The sequence below is a fragment of the Micromonospora sp. NPDC005172 genome (genome assembly GCF_040608555.1).
Taxonomy (GTDB): Bacteria; Actinomycetota; Actinomycetes; order Mycobacteriales; family Micromonosporaceae; genus Micromonospora.
Genome location: NZ_JBEXIL010000057.1, coordinates 1 through 15,439 on the forward strand (window position 1 = coordinate 1; position 15,439 = coordinate 15,439).

Here is a 15,439-nt window from a genome sequence, read left to right on the forward strand (position 1 = left end):
ACACGACTCACTTCCGCTCTCGCGCGCCGCCGCGCGCCGCCACTCGCCGCCGCGCGCCGCCACTCGCCGCCTCGTGCCGGCGCGCGACCGGTCAGCTCCGTCGGTGCCGCCCGCTCGACGGCTCATCCGGCACGGCATCCCAGCCGGGTCCGCCGGCGGGCAGTCCGCGCTGGTCACGACCCGTCCAGTCCTGCTCACCGGTCCAGCCCGGTTCGGCACTCGCGGCCGGGCCACCGGTCGGCGGCGCTGTGCTCTCGGTGGCGGCGGCCGCACGGCTGGCAGCCCAGGCGGCACCGCTGCTCCGACCGCTGCGGGAGTTGCCGCCACTGCGACCGCTCTGGGAGCTGCCGCCGCTCCGAGCGCCGCGGGGGCTGCCGCCACTGCGATCCGCGCCGCGCCGGGGTGCGCGGGCAGCCGCGACCAACCGGGGGGTGGCACCGGCGGTGGCGGAGCGGCGGCGCAGCCCGAGAACCGCGCCGATCTGTGCGCCCACGATGCTCGCGACGGCCAGCACGGCGGACACCGCGAGCGGTCGGTTCACCCGGTCGGTGGTTCCGGCCCGAGCCGCGCCGACGGTCATCGAGGGCACCTGACCTGTCGACTCCGTACCGCCGGGGGGTGCCGGCGCGGTCTGCTCCGGCGCGGTCTGCTCGGGTGCCGGTCGCTGAGCCGGTGGCTTGGGCGCGGCGGGCCGGCCGACGAGTTTGCCGGTGGCGTGCGGGTGAGCGCCCTGGTCGGCGGCCTCTGCCGGCAGCCGGAGCAGTTGGCCGGGACGAATCCGATCCGGGTCGTCCAGCCGGTTCAGCTTGGCGAGCTGTCGATAGTCGTCGAACTCGTCGAGGTACCGCTCGGCCACCTCGCCGAGATAGTCGCCGCGCGCCACGCGATACACCGGCGCCGCCTGCTCACCAGCGCTCGGGCTGCCGGGCGCGACCAGGCCGAGCGGCCCACTCCCGGCCAGCCCGAGCGGCCCACCTTCGGGCAGTCGGGCGGCGCTCGTCGACGTGCTCGACTGGGCGTACGCCGGACCGGTGTAGATCGCCGCGGCGCTGGCGGCGGCCGGGCTGGCCGCGAGGACCAGGGCGACCGAACCGACCAGCGCGGCGGCGGCCTTTTGCTGGCGGCTCATTCCGGGCAGCTTGGGCGCCGGCCGGCGCAGGATCTGCGCGACCAACTCGACGAGGACCGAGAAGGTGAACGTGGCCCAGCCGAACCAACCGGCGAGCGCCAGGGCCCGCAGGAAGAGTTGCCCGTCGTCCCGGCTGGTCAGGACGGTTCCCACCTCGGCGAGAGTGGGCAGATGGTCGGGCAGGGGATTGCCGGCGAAGGCGAGCAACGCGATCGGCGCACCCGCCACCAGAGCGCAGAGCACGACGAGCGCGCCGAGGCCGGTGAGGACGCGTCCCGTCCGCCGTACGACGGACCGACCCGATGCGGACATGGCTGCCTTCCTTCCTATGGGGCCGGGGCTGGGCCTGTGGTGATGGCCCGCGCGGTCGCCTCACCGGTGACGGTGACCTGGTCGGCCAGGCCGAACAGGCCGAGCATCGAGCGGCGGTAGGTGATCGTCAGGCGTACCCGGACGACGGTCTCCCCGGCGATTCGCGGGAAGCTCACGGTGTGGCTGGTGGTGCCGGCGGCGGAGAGGTAGTCGGCGACCGCGACGCGGGCCTGCGGCTGGTCGATCCGCGTCGGCCCGCCCTCGATCGCGGTGGCGCGGTCGATGGCCTGCCCGCCCGCGCGGGCCGCCTCTGCCGCCAGGTTGTCGGCGTGCTGCAGCGTGCGGAGCTGGCCCGCGCCGTCGAACGAGAGCCCCACGATGGCCAGTACGCCGACCATCGCCACGGCCAGGAAGATGCTGACCCGGCCGTGGTCGCCGGAGAGCGTACGGACGTTCATCGTCGACTCCGGTAGCGGTCCAGTGGGGAGGTGAAGCTGGCCTCGATGCGGTTCTCGCTGGGCATCCCGGGTACGGCGTTGAGTCGCAGATCCCGGAAGGACACCCGGCACGCGACAGTGACGGTGACCGTCGCGTTCTGGCCGAGCGCGCTGCCGTAGGCCTCGTCGAAGCTGGTGGTCTCCCGGCCGACCGAGCCGCTGAACGTCAGGGTCGGAGTGTCGGTGCAACTGAGTCCTCGCCAGTCCAACTGCTGCTGAGCCGCGTTACGCGCATCCCTGCGGGCCTCGGCCGCAGTGCGGGAGATCGAGGCGGCGCGGGCCGCATCGTGCGCGGCGGCGTCGATGGTCTCTGCCGCCACCGCGCTGCGTCCGGCCACGCCGGCCAGCACCATCAACGCGATGAACGCGGGCGCGAGCACCGCGACCTCGATGGAGACCGAGCCCCGCTCGGTGGCCCGGCTCACGGCGCTGTCACCCGTTCCACCGGCCCGTGCGCGGTTTGCAGGACCGGGAAGTCCACGCCGGGTACGACCGACAGGGAACGGCCGGTCACCGTGCAGGTCACGTCGACCTCGCTCGCCACACAGTTCGGACCGCCACCTGCCTCCCAGCCCAGCAGCCAGCCGCCGGTGGTGGCCAGGAACCGGCGGGCGCTGGTCACCCCGGCGCCGTCGGACGCGTTGTAGCGCCGTTGCGCGTTGACCCCGCTCTGGGCGGCGTTCAACGCCGTGGAGCGGGCCAGGAAGACGGCAGCGATCTGGAGTGAGGCGAACAGGAGCACCAGGATCAGCGGCATCACCACGGCCAGCTCCACCGGGTTGGCACCCCGCTCCCGATCGCCGGCCACGAGGCGACGCCGGGCGGCGGGAACCGCTCGGCGCCACCTCGGGAAAGCGGCTCGGTGCATGCCGGTTACTGCGGGTTCGCGGGTGCCTGGATGGCGTTCATCCAGCCTCTGGCCCGGGCGAGGGCCAGGCCCGTGACGACGGTCGCCACGAAGACGAGACCCATGATGATCACGGCGGTCGGTACCGGGCTGTCGCCGCGCTCGCCGTCGCGACGGAGTTCGGCGAGGCGCGTCGTCAGCACGACGTGCAGGTAGGTGAGGATGGGCATGGCGTACTCCTTCTCTCGGGGGGCGATTCAGATGCGGACCACGAACGGGTAGACGACGAAGCCGAGCAGCACGAAGACGAGCAACGCGCCCGGAATGTCGAGCTTGCTGGTAACGCCCTCGGCGCGGGCCAGGCCGTCGGTGCGGATCTGGTCGCGCAGCGAGTCCGCCCGGCTGCGCAGGGTCTCGTGCACCTGTGCGCCCTCGCTGCCCGAGGAGCGCATGATCGCGCCGACATCGCCCAGCTCCGGAATGCCGATCTTGTCGGCGAGGTCGCGCAACTCGTCCCAGGGCGCGTGCATCTGCATCTGGGCGATCCGCAGCGCCTCTTGGAGGCGGTCGAACACCCAGCCGTCGCAGACGGCGGCGGCCCGTTCCAGCGACTGCACCGGCCCGTGCGCGGCGGAGAGTTGCAGGGCCACCAGATCCAGGTACGTGCACACGGCCTGACGGAACTCGTCGCGGGCGGCGTTCGCCTTGGTCAGCACCGACTGGTGTGCCAGCAGCCCGGCGATCAACGCCAGGCCGAGGCTGCCGAGCACCGGTACGGCCAGTGGCAGCGAGATGCCGAGGACGAACAGCGCCATCACGAGCAGGGTCGGCGCGGCCAGGCCGATCAGGGCGGACAGCAGCACCGACAGCGCGTACTGCTCGGAGGTCTGACCGATCAGGGCGAGCTGCCGGTGCGGCGGTCGCAGCCAGCGGGACAGCCCGGTCAGCCAGTCCAACCGGCGGGAGGCGGGAGCAGCCACCCGCCCGGTGCCCGGCGGTTGGTGCAGGCGGCGCAGTGCCGGCCCGAGCGCGGGAGTGGCCGGCACCAACTCGCGGATCACCAGGAACAGGCCCAACCCGATCGCCGCTCCACCGGACACGGCGATGCCGAGGAGCCAGTTGACGATCACCGCGAGCCTCCTGCGGACGCGGTGCCACTCACGCTCACGCGATGACCTCCTGGGGGTCGGGCGCCGGTAGGAACCGGGCCGGCCGCTGCGGCTGACTCATCGAGCGGACCCAGGCCAGCAGGCCGATGAAGGCGGCGCCCAGCGCGGCCATCACGACCTGACCGACCGGTGTCCCGTACGGCTTGATGTACTCGCTGTTGACCAGCCCGTACGCCAGTGTCGCCAGCGTCATCCCGGTGAGGAAGCGGACCGCGAAGCGGGGCTGGGTGCGCTTGGCCTCGATCTCCCGACGGGTCGCCACCTCGGCGGACGCCGCACCGGCGATGGACCCGAGTACGTCTCCGAGCCGTTCGCCCCGGTCGGTGAGGTGCAGGATCAGCGCCGCCACCACCTGGTCGCAGACCGGGTCGCCGATCTCGTCGGCGAACGCCAGCAGCGCGGAGCGGGCCAGCCAGCCGGCCTGCAACCGGGCGGCGAGCACTCGTACCTCGTCCTCGATCCCGGGCGGCACGCTGCCGATCGTGCTGATGATTGCCTGTTGGAGGCCCTGGCCGGTACCGGACACGTCCTTCAGTCGCCGGGTCCACTCGCCGACGGCCTCGATCCGGGCGATCGCCCGCTGCTCGGCCTTACCGACCGCGAACAGCCACGGCGTGCCGGGCACCGCCACCGCCACGAGCAGGCCCACCACCGGCAGCCCGGTGAGCAGGAACGCCAACGCGCCGGCGACCACCGCCGCGAGCAGCAACGCCTGGTAGGACCGCCGCTCGGCGGGCGTGGCGCCGGAGCCGCGCCAGAGGCGGCTGAGGCCAGGCCCCGCCCCCGGAGCTGGGCCGGCGGGTCGACGGGTACCCACCAGTGCGACAACCGCCAGCAGGAGCCCTGCCACGCAGGCGGCCCCGGAGACCACCGCGATCAACTCCAGGCTGTTCCCCATCAGGTCACCGCCGGGCCAGTCGGGTCTGCCGGGGTCGCCGCCAGGCGCCGGTGCCCGCCTCGATCCACCGGGTCAGCAGTCGGACGTCGTACCCCACGCGGAGCAACTGGTCGCGGACCCGTTCGGGCAGGTGTCGGGGGACCGCGCGGCCGTCCGGACCGGGGCCGAAGACGGTGGTGGTGGTGATCCGTCCGGCCTCGCCGGCTCCGATCACCTCCTCCACGTGCGAGACGAACCGGTGCTTGCGCCCGCCGATCGCGCTCTCGTCCTCGACGGTGACGTAGACGATCAGGTCGAGGGCATTGCCGGCCATCCGGCGCGCCTGGTCGACGGTCATCTCGCGGCCGTGGGCCAGCGCCAGCTCGACGATCCGCTCGCCCACCCCGGCGGCCGTACGGGCGTGGATCGTGCACATCGACCCCCGGCTGGTGGTCATCGCCTGGAGCATCGGCACGATCTCGCGGGACCGCACCTCGCCCACGATGATCCGCAGGACGCCCATCCGCAGCGACAGCGGGATCAGGTCGGCGATCGTCACCTCGCCCGCCGGGCGGCCGTCGAAGCCGCGCTCGCCGTGCCCCTCCCGGGCCTCGAAGCTCATCACCGCCCGGTGCCGTTCCCGACGGCGGGCCGGCAGCAGTTCCCGGCTCTCCTCCAGCAGCACGTACGGCTCGTCGGGCGGGATCTCGTTCATCAACGCGCGGATGATCGTGGTCTTACCGGCGCCGGCCAGCCCGGCGACCATGATGTTCAACCCGGCGCGCATCGCCGCACGCAGGAAGTCGCGCAGCAACGGGTCGATCATCTCGTCCAGGTCGCCCCGGCTACCGGCCACGTCGTCGAGGCTCACGTCCAGGGTGTTGTGCTTGCGGATCACCGCGTACGGGCGGTGGCTGACCAGGAACACCGCGGCCAGCCGACTGCCGTCGGGAAGTTGCAGGTCGAGGGTGGGCTTCACCGTAGACAGTGACCGCTCGGTCGCGCCGGCCCGTCGCGCCGCCGCCTGGAGGATCTCTACCAGCTCCGCGTCACTGTCGGCGATCGGCTCACCCCAGTCCACCCCGCCGCCGTGCCGGGTGATGCGCACCTGGTCACAGCCGAGGATGTGCACCTCCTCGATGGTGTCGTCGACCAGGAGGGTCTGTAGCCGGCCGAGCCCGACCAGCTCGGCGGTCACCTGGTCGAGCAGCAGGCGCTCCTCACCGGCGGCCATCGGTGTGCCGGCCCGGCGGACCGCGTCGGCGTACTCGGCGACCACCTGGACGGCCAGCCGAGCCCGCTCGGTGTCCTCCTCGTCGACGGTGAACTCGCGGCCGCGCTGCCACAGGGTGAGGCGTTCGGTGAGTTCCCGGCGCAGCTCCCGGACCACCTGGAAGTCCATCCGGGGCCGGGGCGCCGCGTCGGGTGGCGGCGTGGCCGAGGGGGCCGGCTGCGGCATCGGCGTCACGTGGTGGTGCCGGCCGTTCGTCGGGGTCAGCGGCGGCGCGGTGGACGTCGCACCGGGCGGCTGCTGCCGCGGGTCGGCGGAGACGGGTTCAAACCGCATCCGGCACCCCCTGCTGCACCGGCCAGGCCAGTCGTGCCCGCCGGCGTTCCAGCAGCGCCCCGATCGGCACCTCCAGCGCAGTCGCCGCGCGCAGCAGCGGCCGTCCGGCCCGTACGGTCCCGCCGAGGGCGAGCACCCCTGCGGTACGCGGGTCGTGCGGCAGCCGGGCGATCACCGGCAGCTTCAGCCCGCGACTGATCTCGGCGCGCCCGTGTCCGTCGCCGACCAGCAGCAGCCGCAGGGTGCCCGGCGGCACCCGGTGTTCGGCAAAGTCCCGCTCGATCGCGGTGACCACCGCCCGCGTCCCGGACAGGTCGGGCAGTTGGGCCCGGGTCACCAGCAGCACCACCGAGGCGGCCCGCAGCAGTGGCCACGGTGGACCGGTGACGTGCAGTCGGCCGCAGTCGACAAGCACGTCGTAGCCGGGGGTGCCCTGGTCCAGGGCGTTGAAGTAGTCGGCGAAGCGTTGCCAGAGCGGGGTGACGCTGCCGGCCTGCGTCGGATCGACCAGGCCGGGCAGCAGCAGCCGTTCCCGGCGCGGCGCGTCCAGGTCGACCAGTTGGGACCAGAACGCCGTCTCCAGGTTGCCGTCGCGCAGTTCGCCGACGGCCAACTCCCCGATGCCGCGCGGGCCGTCCAGCTGACCGCCCAGATATCCGGCGAGGATCGATCCACCGGCCGGGTCGCACTCGGCGAGGACCAGCCGGCGGTGCCACGTCAGCGCGCAGGCCAGCGCAGAGGTGGTCACGCCAGGCGACCCCTTCGCCGACACCAACGCGATGATCGCCATGTTCAGGCCGCCTCGGTCAGCACGACGGCGATCCGCTCCTGGGCGGCCAGCGCCACCACGGCGGGTACGTCCCGGACGAGGAGCGCCAGGTACAGCACCTTCTCGTCGTTCGTCGAGGTGACCATGTCGATGACGGTGGCGGCGAACCGGGTGCCCGGCGCGGCTGCCGCCCCGGTGGCGTTGTCGTCCGGAGTGCTGACCAGCAACACCTTGTCACCGGGGTGCAGCTGGCGGGCCGGCACCTGGGCGGTCTTCAGACCGAGCGCGATCTGCTGCTGCCCGGGGCCGAGCAGCGGGTCGTCGGTGATCTGCCCGAGGGTGAGCAGGGTGCCCGGCACCAGCGCCACGGCGGCCCGCTTACCGACCACCTCGTCCAGCCGTCCGGCGGGCACCGGGCGCAGCCCCTGGCCGCCGGCGACCTGCACGGTGATCAGGTCGGCCGCGCTGATCTCCCGTCCGACCTCCACCGGCCGGGCCACCGCGAGGTAGCTACCGGTGGCCCGGACCGAGGTGACCGCGAACGCGGCCCCCAGCCCACCGAGGGCGATCAGGAGGACGGCGAGACCCAGCAGCCCGGGGCGGACGCGGCGCTGCCGGACCACCTTCGGCGGGCTGACCGGCGCGTCCACCGGCCCGGTCGCGTTACGCGTCGCCACACTCACCGTTCGATCTCCATTCGTGACTGTGGGGCTCGCAGAACCGGCGCGTTCACCTGGTCACCACCTGGAGCTCCCTGATCTGGACCGGCACGGTGCCGCTGGTCCGGGTCTGCGCGATCGGGTCGCCCTCGACGCCGTTGTCGGTCCACCAGCGGACCGTCCAGTACGTGGTGGCACCCACCCGGTAGGTGCCGGCCTTCGGGTAGCCCCGGTCGTAACCGCAGTCCGGTGAGGTGCGGCCGGCGCGCCTGCCCTTCGGGTCGTACGGGGTGCCGGGCTTGGTGCAGGTGACCGTGTCGCCGTTGCCCATGCTCCAGACGATCCGGTCGACCTTGGCCTCGATCGAGACGGTCAGTCCACGGTCGCTCGCGGAGGCGTTCAGGGGGCCGAAGTAGCTGGCGCTCGGGGTGGCCCACATCCAGACCGGCAGCCCGACGAGGCCGGGGCCGATGTCCTTGCGGGGAGCGACCTTGAGTCGCGCCGGCAGCAGCTTGATCGACGCGAGGGCCCGACGGGCCAGCTCCTCCGGGTCCGGCGGTGTGCCGAAGCCGGCTGGCGGTCCGTCGAGCAGCACGTTGACCTGCGTGCCGACAGCGCCGCCGTTGCAGGTCTGCACGTACCACTGCTGGCCCTCGGGTGCCGACGGCTGGGGCACAGCGAGCTTGTAGTAGCAGCCGTCGCCGTTGTTGAACCAGCCCAGCAGGTCGTCGTAGCAGGGGATCGTCCGGCCGCCCCACTGGCAGACACCGCCGCCGCCACCGCCACCGGAGTTGCCGCCGCCGTTGTCTCCACCACCGCCGGGGTCGCCCGGGTGGCCAGGCTCGTCGTCCCAGACGTTGCAGTCGGGTTGGCCGGGCGGGCACTCCACACCCGGGCCGGCGCGCCGTGCGGCGGCGGCCGGCAGGGTCCCGCCGACCATCAGCAGCATCGCCAGGCCGACCCCCGCGAGGACCCGCCGGGTCAGCACGGCTGGTCCTGGTGCGCGGAACCGGAGCTGATCAGCCACCGGCCGTCCGGATAGCGGGTGGCGGTGGCAGTGGCCAGGTGCCTGCCGCCACCGCTGCCCGGGACCATCTTCTGGTCCTTGGTGTAGACCAGCCGGTATCCGGTCGCGTCCAGGCAGTCCTGGATCTCCACGGTGGCCGGGTCGGAGTCGAGGTCGACGGACGTCACGGTGGGATCGGATCTCAATGTCCCGGTACGCATCGCGCCGTGCTCCTTAGCGTCGCGAATGGACAATTGCACCCGAGTCAGCAGTGGATCTGCGAGAAATCTGGACAGTTCCGGCGCGTGCGGATCGCTGCGGCGACTCGCCGTGCGCGAGGCCGTGAGATATCCGGAGTACGCCTCGAGCGCCGCCTTTTCCGCCGCGGCGCGTTCGGCACCCGTATCCGTCCGTGCTCCGTCGCCCTGCCCCGATGCCGGTCGTTCGACCGCTTCCTGCTCGCTGCCGCAGGCGGTCACCGTCACTGCCGCCACGATCGCCAGCAGGCAGGTTGCCGCTCGTCCGAGCTGCCGTCCGCGCACCGCCGAACCCTCCTCGTGATCGCCCGACGTGGCGACGAGACGCCGTTGTCGAGCATGCGGAAGCGCGCCCGGATCAGTACATCCGACCGTTCATTTCGCTTCTGCATTCACCGTTGCGGATCTTCTACAAATGCAAGGTCCCGTGTTCTCCGGTCGTCGAGGTGAGGCTTGCGTCACACCCAAGGGGCGAGCATAAGCTCACGATCGCCGATGCAACAGAGGCAATTCAACCGAACACTCTGCGTGATGATGGGTGGTGGTGGCAGGTGTCCGAGCCGCACTCCGGACGGCGACCGGTCGAGGGGGTGCCGACGGTCTGGCCCTGTCGGCCCGGGTCGGTCCGTCGCGACCCCTGCGCCCCTTGCGGGAGTGGGACATCCCGCCCGCGTGCCGGCCTTCGACCCGCACCTCGGGTCACGCCTCGGCGCGCGCCGTTGGTTCCCGCCCGAGGCGGGAGCCGCCGGTGGCAGACGTCCCTTTCCGCGCCATCCGCTACACCCGAGCGAACGTTCAGTCACGATCCGTGTTCACCTTTCGGGGCGGCTGCCGGACGTTCGGCGGGGTCGACGTGGCGCTGACGGCTGAACCACCCGGCCAACCGTCCGCGTCGGCCGACTCTGCGGGCACCGAGCTGGAGCCGGTCACGGGTACCCGTCGGCTCCGGCTCGCGTCCGTGCTGGCGTCCCTGCTCGTCACCCCGCTGCTGCGGCTGGCCGTCGTGCGTCACGCCGTACCCTCGAACGCTCCCAGCCGGACCGGCTGCGACGCCTGCGGGGCCGTGGTCAGCCTGACCAGGCCGTGGCCCGCGCTCGGCCCGGCGGGCCGGTGCGGCCGGTGTCACGCCCGGGTCGGGCCGCCGCCGGGCGCGATCGAGGTTGCCGCGCTCGCCGCCGTGGCGCTGCTCGTGCTCGCGGGCCCGCCACGCGGAGCGCTGCCGGCTCTGGTGTGGTGGTTGGGCTGGACTTTGCCGGCGGTCGTCGTCGATCTGGCCGTGCACCGGCTACCCGACCGACTCACCCTGCCCGCGGCTGCCGGGACGTGGCTGCTGCTCGGCGCGGCGGCGCTCACCGACGCTGGCGTGGGCTCGTGGGCGCGAGCTGTCACCGCCGGCGCGGGTCTGGCGCTGTTCTTCGCCGCCAGCACTCTGCTGCTCGGTCGTCGGGGCTTCGGGCTGGGCGACGCCAAGTTGGCGCTCAGCGTGGGCGCGCTGCTCGGCTGGTACGGCTGGCCCGTCCTCGTGCTCGGGCTGCTACTCACGTTCGGGCTGTCCGCGCTGGTGAGCCTGGGGCTGCTGGCAACACGGCGGGTCCGATGGACCACCCACCTCCCGTTCGGACCGTTCCTGCTCCTCGGCACGGCGGGCGCGCTCCTGGTCACCTGAGCTCTCGCGGCTCTACGGGCGGGGTCGGCCGGCCAGGTCGGGTACCGGACGACGGGCATCGGTGCGGCGACGCAGCGCCTCGGCGACCGGGCGGGCCAGCAGTGGGGTGGCGACCAGGGCGACCAGGGCGCCGAGCAGCAGCCCGACGGCCACGTCGTGCGGGTAGTGCACGCCCACGAAGACCCGGGAGAACGCGGCCAGTACGGCCAGCGGCAGCGCGAACAGCCCTAGCCGCCGGGACAGCAGCAGGGTGGTGATCGCCAGCGCGCCGGCCAGGGTGGCGTGGTTGCTCGGGAACGAGTAGTCACCCGGCGGTGGACAGGCGCCGGCGATGATCGCCCGGCCCACCGTCCGGCACGGCCGATCCTCGTCCACCACGGTCTTGAGGAATTCGCTGCTCCCGTACGCCAGGAGAGTCGGCAGTGGCGCGACGAGGGCGAGTGCCCGGTCGTGCGGGCCGCCGGCCAGGCGGCGCAGCGCGGCCACCACCAGCAGTGCGCCGAGCAGCAGGATCACCCCCTCGGTGGCGTGCTCGACGAACCACTGCACCGGGTGCGGGGTGCCGGCGGCGGCATCGACGATGTCGTGGTACCACTCGGCGCTGATCTCTGGGACGTCCGTACTGCCGTTGTCGGCCATGACTCACCTCACCACACGTTCATACCGCGTTCATCTTGGAGGCACCTTGGAAACGCGGCAGCGCATGTGTCGGAGGGAGCGCCTGTGGATCGCCGGCGTCGGACCGCTCGGCGTGGGCTCAGGTCGGCGCGGGGCCGTCGGCCACGCGCTGGGTCGGGCCGGGCCCGCCGGCCATGCGCTCCCGGACGGCCTTCAGCGCCTCGAAGGCGTACGCCCAGTTGTGGCACTTGAAGCTGCGCAGGCCGTCGATGGGGGTGTGGCAGTCGGCGCAGTGCACCCCGGGGATGGCGTCCGGGACCTCGGTGTTGACGTACTTGTGGTCGCCGAGGATGACCTCGGCGATCATGCCCTTGTCGTGCAGGCCGGTTACCGCCGAGGAGACGATGTCGTACCAGGTGATCCGCCGGCCGCACTTCGGGCAGTCCGGTTCGTCACCGCTGACCCAGAGCGGGGCGCCGATCGTCCGCCTCGGCATGCCGAGCAGCTTCTCCAGACGCCGGACGTCCGACTCCGGGGTGGTCCACCGGTGCCGGCCGGGCAGTGCCGCGGGCGAGTCGTACACGGCGCGGAACAGGTCGTGGTCGACCCGTACGGTCTCCCGTTGACTGGTCATCGGCGTCTCTCCTCGGTGCGTCGGTGCCCCCACCGTGGTCGGCGCTGACCAGGGGTGCAGCCGGATCAACGACAGGAGGGGCGGGCGGGTCGTCGCCTCGGGCGCTCCCATCGGCGGCGTGGGTCGGCGACCGTCGCGGACGCGCTTTTGCCTCGAGTGGCGGGTCCCGGGTGGTACGACGGACAGATGGCGAGCAGGCCCGAACGGCTGCTACGGGGAAGCGACGCATCGCTCAGCGCCTCGTTCCTGGAACTCTTCTTCGATCTGGCGTTCGTGCTCGCCCTCAGTCAGACGGCCCAGCACCTGCTGCACAACTTCACGCTGGGCGGTGCCCTGCGTACCGCCCTGCTGCTGGCCGCCGTCTGGTGGATCTGGGTGGCCACCACCTGGACCGCCGACTGGTACGACCCGGAGACTCCGGTCATCCGAGCGGTGCTGATCGTCGCCGCGCTGGGCAGCCTGCTGGCCGGGGTGGCGGCCCCTCAGGGGCTGCACGGTCGGGCCGCGCTCTTCGCCGGCGCGTACGTCGGGGTCCACCTCGTCCGTGGCGTGGTCACGGTCACGATGCTGCGCGGTCACCCGCGCCAGCGCCGGGCGCTGCGGATCCTCTGCTGGTACAGCGTCACCGCCGTGGTGTGGCTGGCGGGTGTGCTCCTGCCGGCGTGGCGGGTGGCGCTCTGGGTGTTCGCTCTCGTCATCGACCTGACCGGCCCACGGCTCGGCTGGCCCACGCCAAGGCTGGGTCGCGCGCGGCGGCACGAACTGCACCTCACGGGCGGGCACCTTGCCGAGCGCTATCAACAAATCATGATCATCGGGCTCGGTGAACTCGTTCTGGTGGCCGGCCTGTCGTACGCCGGCACCGGCCTGGACCTCGCCGGGACGGTCGCCTTCCTGCTGGTCTTCGCCACCGCCGTAATGATCGGTCTGCTCTACGTGACCCCCGCTGGGCAGCGTCTCGGCCCGGCCCTCGATCGCGCCGACCCGTCGCGGCTGGGCGTCGTGACCGGTGACCTGCACCTGGTGATGATCGCGGGCATCGTGTTGACGGCTGTCGGGGCCGAACTGAGCATCGCCCACCCCACCGAGAAGGGCGACACGGCCTCCGCCCTGGTCATCATGGGCGGCCCCGCGCTGTTCCTCGTCGGGCGCATCCTGTTCTCCCTGACGATCCACCGGCGGATCTCGTGGCCCCGGGTCGCCGCCCTGTTCGTACTCGGCGGTGTGGCGGTGGCCCTGCGTCCGCCGCTGCTGGCGCTCAGCGCGGTCGCCACGGTGGTGGTGCTCGCGGTGGTCGTCCTGGATCGCGCCGGCATCCTCTCCTATCGCAGTGTCCGACAACCTGACTAAAGTCAGAGGTATGGACTCCGCGCTCGTCGCCGCCGTACGGCGGTTCAATCGGACGGTCACCCAGCGGGTGGGTGTGCTTGACGACGAGTACATGGCCCAGGGGCGCCCGCTCGGGCAGGCGCGCCTGCTGTGGGAGATCGGCCTGGCGGGTGCCGAGGTCGCGGCGCTCCGAGCCCGGCTCGGCCTCGACTCGGGATACCTCAGTCGGCTCCTGCGTGCCCTGGAGAACGACGGGCTCGTCACCGTAGGGCCGGCCGACCAGGCAGGCGGCGACGGCCGGGTCCGCACCGCCGCCCTCACCGACGCCGGCCGCAGGGAGTGGGCCGAACTCGACCGGCGGTCCGACGAGCTGGCCGCCTCGATCCTCGAACCGCTCACCGCTCAGCGCCGGGACCGACTCGTCACCGCCATGGCCGAGGTCGAACGGCTGCTCGTCGGGTCGATGGTGGTGGTCGAACCGTGCCCGCCCGGCGACCCGCGGGTCCGCGCCTGCCTGCGGGAGTACGCCCGGGACGTCGGTCGACGGTTCGACGACGGATTCGACCCGACGTTGAGCAACGCGGTCCACGATGAGGCACTCACACCGCCGGCCGGCGTAATCCTGCTCGCCACCCTCAACAGCGAGCCCGTCGGCTGCGGTGCCGTGAAACTGCACCGCGACGGGCCCGCCGAGATCAAACGCGTCTGGGTGGCGGACACCGTGCGCGGGCTGGGCATCGGACGGCGGCTGCTCGGCGAGCTGGAACGGTACGCCGCCGAGCGTGGCGCGACCACCGTGCGGCTGGACACCAACCGCAACCTCACCGAGGCGATCGCCCTGTACCGCTCGGCCGGTTACCGGGAGATCCCGCCCTACAACACCGAGCACTACGCCCACCACTGGTTCGAGAAGTCGCTCGCTCAGTGAGCGGAAGGACGCTGTTGCTCGTCGGTCTGATCTACCTGCTCTGGATGGCCTCCGGCCGATCGTCCGCGTCCGCTCGGCGGGCCCAGCCGAGGAACCGGCCGTACAGACTGTCGGCGGGGACGTGGGCGAGATCGCGGGTGGCGTCGACGAGTTGGGCGGCCAGGTAGAGGGTGAGTGACACCTGCGCTCCGGCGTACTCCCCTCGCAGCTCTCGCCGACGGGCGCGACACGGCCAGTCGACGCCGCAGCCGCGGCAGGTCCAGGCCGGCGTGCTCGGAAGGTGGCTGGTCATCGTGGCCCCTCCTGGCTCGGCCAGTGCGCGTGACTGATCGGAACCCGATGCCGCGTCCGGCAGGGCAGGCCGTTGCCGCAACGGCAGACGTACCGCCACCGAGGCCAGGACCAGACCGGATGGTGCCGCCGCGCCAGGGTCATCGCCACGGCCACCAGATATTCCTCGTACGACACGCGGGGCATCGAAGCTCCCTCTGGCTCTGTCGATTCGGCGAACGGCCGGTTCGCATGCCTGCCGTCGCCGCAGCCGATATCACCGTAACGACGTAGGACTGTAGATACAGTAAGACGTAGAACTGTTGTCTACGTAGCGTCATTCTGGTGATCGACCCCAACGCGGATCGCGCGGTGTTCCGGCAACTCGCAGACCTTCTGCGTGACCGGATCACTTCTGGCGATCTGGCACCCGGGGCGTCGCTCCCCAGCGAGCTGCGGTTGGCTCAGGAGTACGGGCTGAGCCGGACGAGCGTCCGACAGGCGGTGGCGCTACTCCGGTCGGAAGGGCTTGTGATCGTGGAACCGCCGCGCGGGACGTTCGTCCGCGCCGACGAGCCGACTGAAACTGTCACCCTCCTCAAGGGCGACACCGCTACCGCGCGGATGCCGACGCCCGCCGAGCGGCGCGAACTGGAGATCGGCGAGGGCATTCCGGTCATCGTGATCTTCCGTGCCGACGGGTCCCGTGAGCTGTACGCCGCCGACCGCGTGCGAGTCGGACGCTGACGCACGGGTCCCGACAAGGCTGATGCCTCAGAGGCATATTTATGACTCTGAGGCATCAGCCTCGCCGACGCGACCATCCCCGCACACGACGGATTCTGGCAGCTACACGATCAGGCGACTCCGGTACTGGCGGCCCTCCAGGTGTGAAAGTTTGTCCT

19 protein-coding genes and 1 pseudogene are annotated in these 15,439 nt (G+C 72.2%); 4 read left to right on the forward strand and 16 right to left on the reverse strand.

Going from position 1 to position 15,439, the window contains the following annotated elements:
* Positions 1-442: 442 nt before the first annotated feature.
* The 12 genes and pseudogenes from ABZV06_RS27510 to ABZV06_RS27565 all read right to left on the reverse strand — a co-directional run.
* A pseudogene (locus ABZV06_RS27510) lies at positions 443-1,441 on the reverse strand (LysM peptidoglycan-binding domain-containing protein); the annotation flags it as partial.
* 14 nt (positions 1,442-1,455) lie between these two features.
* Positions 1,456-1,899, reverse strand: coding sequence for a hypothetical protein (locus ABZV06_RS27515; protein ID WP_355246475.1), 444 nt, complete (start codon positions 1,897-1,899; stop codon positions 1,456-1,458).
* Positions 1,896-2,363: a TadE/TadG family type IV pilus assembly protein gene (locus tag ABZV06_RS27520; protein ID WP_355625096.1), complete on the reverse strand. Its 468-nt coding sequence runs from the start codon at positions 2,361-2,363 to the stop codon at positions 1,896-1,898. The genes ABZV06_RS27515 and ABZV06_RS27520 overlap by 4 nt, the downstream gene beginning before the upstream one ends.
* A complete protein-coding gene (locus ABZV06_RS27525; RefSeq protein ID WP_355625098.1) occupies positions 2,360-2,806 on the reverse strand; it encodes a TadE/TadG family type IV pilus assembly protein in 447 nt (148 codons plus the stop codon). The genes ABZV06_RS27520 and ABZV06_RS27525 overlap by 4 nt, the downstream gene beginning before the upstream one ends.
* Positions 2,807-2,811: 5 nt before the next feature.
* Complete coding sequence (locus ABZV06_RS27530; protein ID WP_355246466.1) at positions 2,812-3,015, reverse strand: hypothetical protein; 204 nt, start codon at positions 3,013-3,015, stop codon at positions 2,812-2,814.
* Between the two features lie 27 nt (positions 3,016-3,042).
* Positions 3,043-3,912 (reverse strand): type II secretion system F family protein, encoded by an 870-nt coding sequence (locus ABZV06_RS27535; RefSeq protein ID WP_355625149.1) that lies wholly within the window; start codon positions 3,910-3,912, stop codon positions 3,043-3,045.
* Positions 3,913-3,949: 37 nt separating this feature from the next.
* Positions 3,950-4,852, reverse strand: a complete 903-nt coding sequence (locus tag ABZV06_RS27540) for a type II secretion system F family protein (protein ID WP_355246463.1) — start codon at positions 4,850-4,852, stop codon at positions 3,950-3,952.
* A 4-nt stretch (positions 4,853-4,856) separates the two neighbouring features.
* Positions 4,857-6,398 carry a CpaF/VirB11 family protein gene (locus ABZV06_RS27545; protein ID WP_355625100.1) on the reverse strand — a complete coding sequence of 514 codons (1,542 nt, stop codon included), beginning with the start codon at positions 6,396-6,398 and terminating at the stop codon, positions 4,857-4,859.
* Positions 6,388-7,188 carry a ParA family protein gene (locus tag ABZV06_RS27550; protein ID WP_355246457.1) on the reverse strand — a complete coding sequence of 267 codons (801 nt, stop codon included), beginning with the start codon at positions 7,186-7,188 and terminating at the stop codon, positions 6,388-6,390. Before ABZV06_RS27550 ends, ABZV06_RS27545 begins: the two co-directional genes overlap by 11 nt.
* Positions 7,189-7,190: 2 nt before the next feature.
* Positions 7,191-7,850, reverse strand: coding sequence for an SAF domain-containing protein (locus ABZV06_RS27555; protein WP_355625102.1), 660 nt, complete (start codon positions 7,848-7,850; stop codon positions 7,191-7,193).
* Positions 7,851-7,896: 46 nt separating this feature from the next.
* Positions 7,897-8,775 (reverse strand): hypothetical protein, encoded by an 879-nt coding sequence (locus ABZV06_RS27560; RefSeq protein ID WP_355246581.1) that lies wholly within the window; start codon positions 8,773-8,775, stop codon positions 7,897-7,899.
* A 32-nt stretch (positions 8,776-8,807) separates the two neighbouring features.
* A complete protein-coding gene (locus tag ABZV06_RS27565) occupies positions 8,808-9,317 on the reverse strand; it encodes a hypothetical protein (RefSeq protein WP_355625104.1) in 510 nt (169 codons plus the stop codon).
* Positions 9,318-10,005: 688 nt separating this feature from the next.
* Here ABZV06_RS27565 and ABZV06_RS27570 point away from each other — a divergent pair.
* Positions 10,006-10,755: an A24 family peptidase gene (locus tag ABZV06_RS27570; protein ID WP_355625151.1), complete on the forward strand. Its 750-nt coding sequence runs from the start codon at positions 10,006-10,008 to the stop codon at positions 10,753-10,755.
* 12 nt (positions 10,756-10,767) lie between these two features.
* Here ABZV06_RS27570 and ABZV06_RS27575 read toward each other — a convergent pair whose 3' ends face one another.
* Together ABZV06_RS27575 and ABZV06_RS27580 are read right to left on the reverse strand one after the other, a co-directional pair.
* Positions 10,768-11,394: a phosphatase PAP2 family protein gene (locus tag ABZV06_RS27575; protein ID WP_355246448.1), complete on the reverse strand. Its 627-nt coding sequence runs from the start codon at positions 11,392-11,394 to the stop codon at positions 10,768-10,770.
* 118 nt (positions 11,395-11,512) lie between these two features.
* Complete coding sequence (locus ABZV06_RS27580) at positions 11,513-12,007, reverse strand: hypothetical protein (protein ID WP_355625106.1); 495 nt, start codon at positions 12,005-12,007, stop codon at positions 11,513-11,515.
* A 186-nt stretch (positions 12,008-12,193) separates the two neighbouring features.
* Here ABZV06_RS27580 and ABZV06_RS27585 point away from each other — a divergent pair, with 186 nt between their 5' ends.
* Both ABZV06_RS27585 and ABZV06_RS27590 read left to right on the forward strand, forming a co-directional pair.
* Complete coding sequence (locus tag ABZV06_RS27585; protein WP_355625108.1) at positions 12,194-13,357, forward strand: low temperature requirement protein A; 1,164 nt, start codon at positions 12,194-12,196, stop codon at positions 13,355-13,357.
* Positions 13,358-13,367: 10 nt separating this feature from the next.
* Entirely contained in the window at positions 13,368-14,264 is an 897-nt protein-coding gene (locus ABZV06_RS27590) for a helix-turn-helix domain-containing GNAT family N-acetyltransferase (RefSeq protein WP_355625110.1), read from the forward strand.
* A 31-nt stretch (positions 14,265-14,295) separates the two neighbouring features.
* On the opposite strand, the gene ABZV06_RS27595 is transcribed toward ABZV06_RS27590, so the two are convergent.
* The gene (locus tag ABZV06_RS27595; RefSeq protein WP_355246437.1) at positions 14,296-14,556 is read right to left on the reverse strand and encodes a flavin reductase; all 261 of its coding nucleotides are present in this window, start codon (positions 14,554-14,556) and stop codon (positions 14,296-14,298) included.
* Positions 14,553-14,741 carry a hypothetical protein gene (locus ABZV06_RS27600; protein ID WP_355246434.1) on the reverse strand — a complete coding sequence of 63 codons (189 nt, stop codon included), beginning with the start codon at positions 14,739-14,741 and terminating at the stop codon, positions 14,553-14,555. Before ABZV06_RS27600 ends, ABZV06_RS27595 begins: the two co-directional genes overlap by 4 nt.
* Before the next feature lie 138 nt (positions 14,742-14,879).
* On the opposite strand from ABZV06_RS27600, the gene ABZV06_RS27605 reads away from it, so the two are divergent.
* Positions 14,880-15,281, forward strand: a complete 402-nt coding sequence (locus tag ABZV06_RS27605; RefSeq protein WP_355246431.1) for a winged helix-turn-helix domain-containing protein — start codon at positions 14,880-14,882, stop codon at positions 15,279-15,281.
* The last annotated feature ends 158 nt before the right edge of the window (positions 15,282-15,439 follow it).

Bases quoted from the DNA above. Each gene is read 5' to 3' on its own strand.
- ABZV06_RS27550 (WP_355246457.1), bottom strand. From the start codon at position 7,188: ATGGCGATCATCGCGTTGGTGTCGGCGAAGGGGTCGCCTGGCGTGACC.
- ABZV06_RS27545 (WP_355625100.1), bottom strand. From the start codon at position 6,398: ATGCGGTTTGAACCCGTCTCCGCCGACCCGCGGCAGCAGCCGCCCGGT.
- ABZV06_RS27585 (WP_355625108.1), top strand. From the start codon at position 12,194: ATGGCGAGCAGGCCCGAACGGCTGCTACGGGGAAGCGACGCATCGCTC.
- ABZV06_RS27515 (WP_355246475.1), bottom strand. From the start codon at position 1,899: ATGAACGTCCGTACGCTCTCCGGCGACCACGGCCGGGTCAGCATCTTC.
- ABZV06_RS27590 (WP_355625110.1), top strand. From the start codon at position 13,368: ATGGACTCCGCGCTCGTCGCCGCCGTACGGCGGTTCAATCGGACGGTC.
- ABZV06_RS27540 (WP_355246463.1), bottom strand. From the start codon at position 4,852: ATGGGGAACAGCCTGGAGTTGATCGCGGTGGTCTCCGGGGCCGCCTGC.
- ABZV06_RS27575 (WP_355246448.1), bottom strand. From the start codon at position 11,394: ATGGCCGACAACGGCAGTACGGACGTCCCAGAGATCAGCGCCGAGTGG.
- ABZV06_RS27580 (WP_355625106.1), bottom strand. From the start codon at position 12,007: ATGACCAGTCAACGGGAGACCGTACGGGTCGACCACGACCTGTTCCGC.
- ABZV06_RS27525 (WP_355625098.1), bottom strand. From the start codon at position 2,806: ATGCACCGAGCCGCTTTCCCGAGGTGGCGCCGAGCGGTTCCCGCCGCC.
- ABZV06_RS27530 (WP_355246466.1), bottom strand. From the start codon at position 3,015: ATGCCCATCCTCACCTACCTGCACGTCGTGCTGACGACGCGCCTCGCC.
- ABZV06_RS27600 (WP_355246434.1), bottom strand. From the start codon at position 14,741: ATGCCCCGCGTGTCGTACGAGGAATATCTGGTGGCCGTGGCGATGACC.
- ABZV06_RS27560 (WP_355246581.1), bottom strand. From the start codon at position 8,775: ATGCTGCTGATGGTCGGCGGGACCCTGCCGGCCGCCGCCGCACGGCGC.
- ABZV06_RS27595 (WP_355246437.1), bottom strand. From the start codon at position 14,556: ATGACCAGCCACCTTCCGAGCACGCCGGCCTGGACCTGCCGCGGCTGC.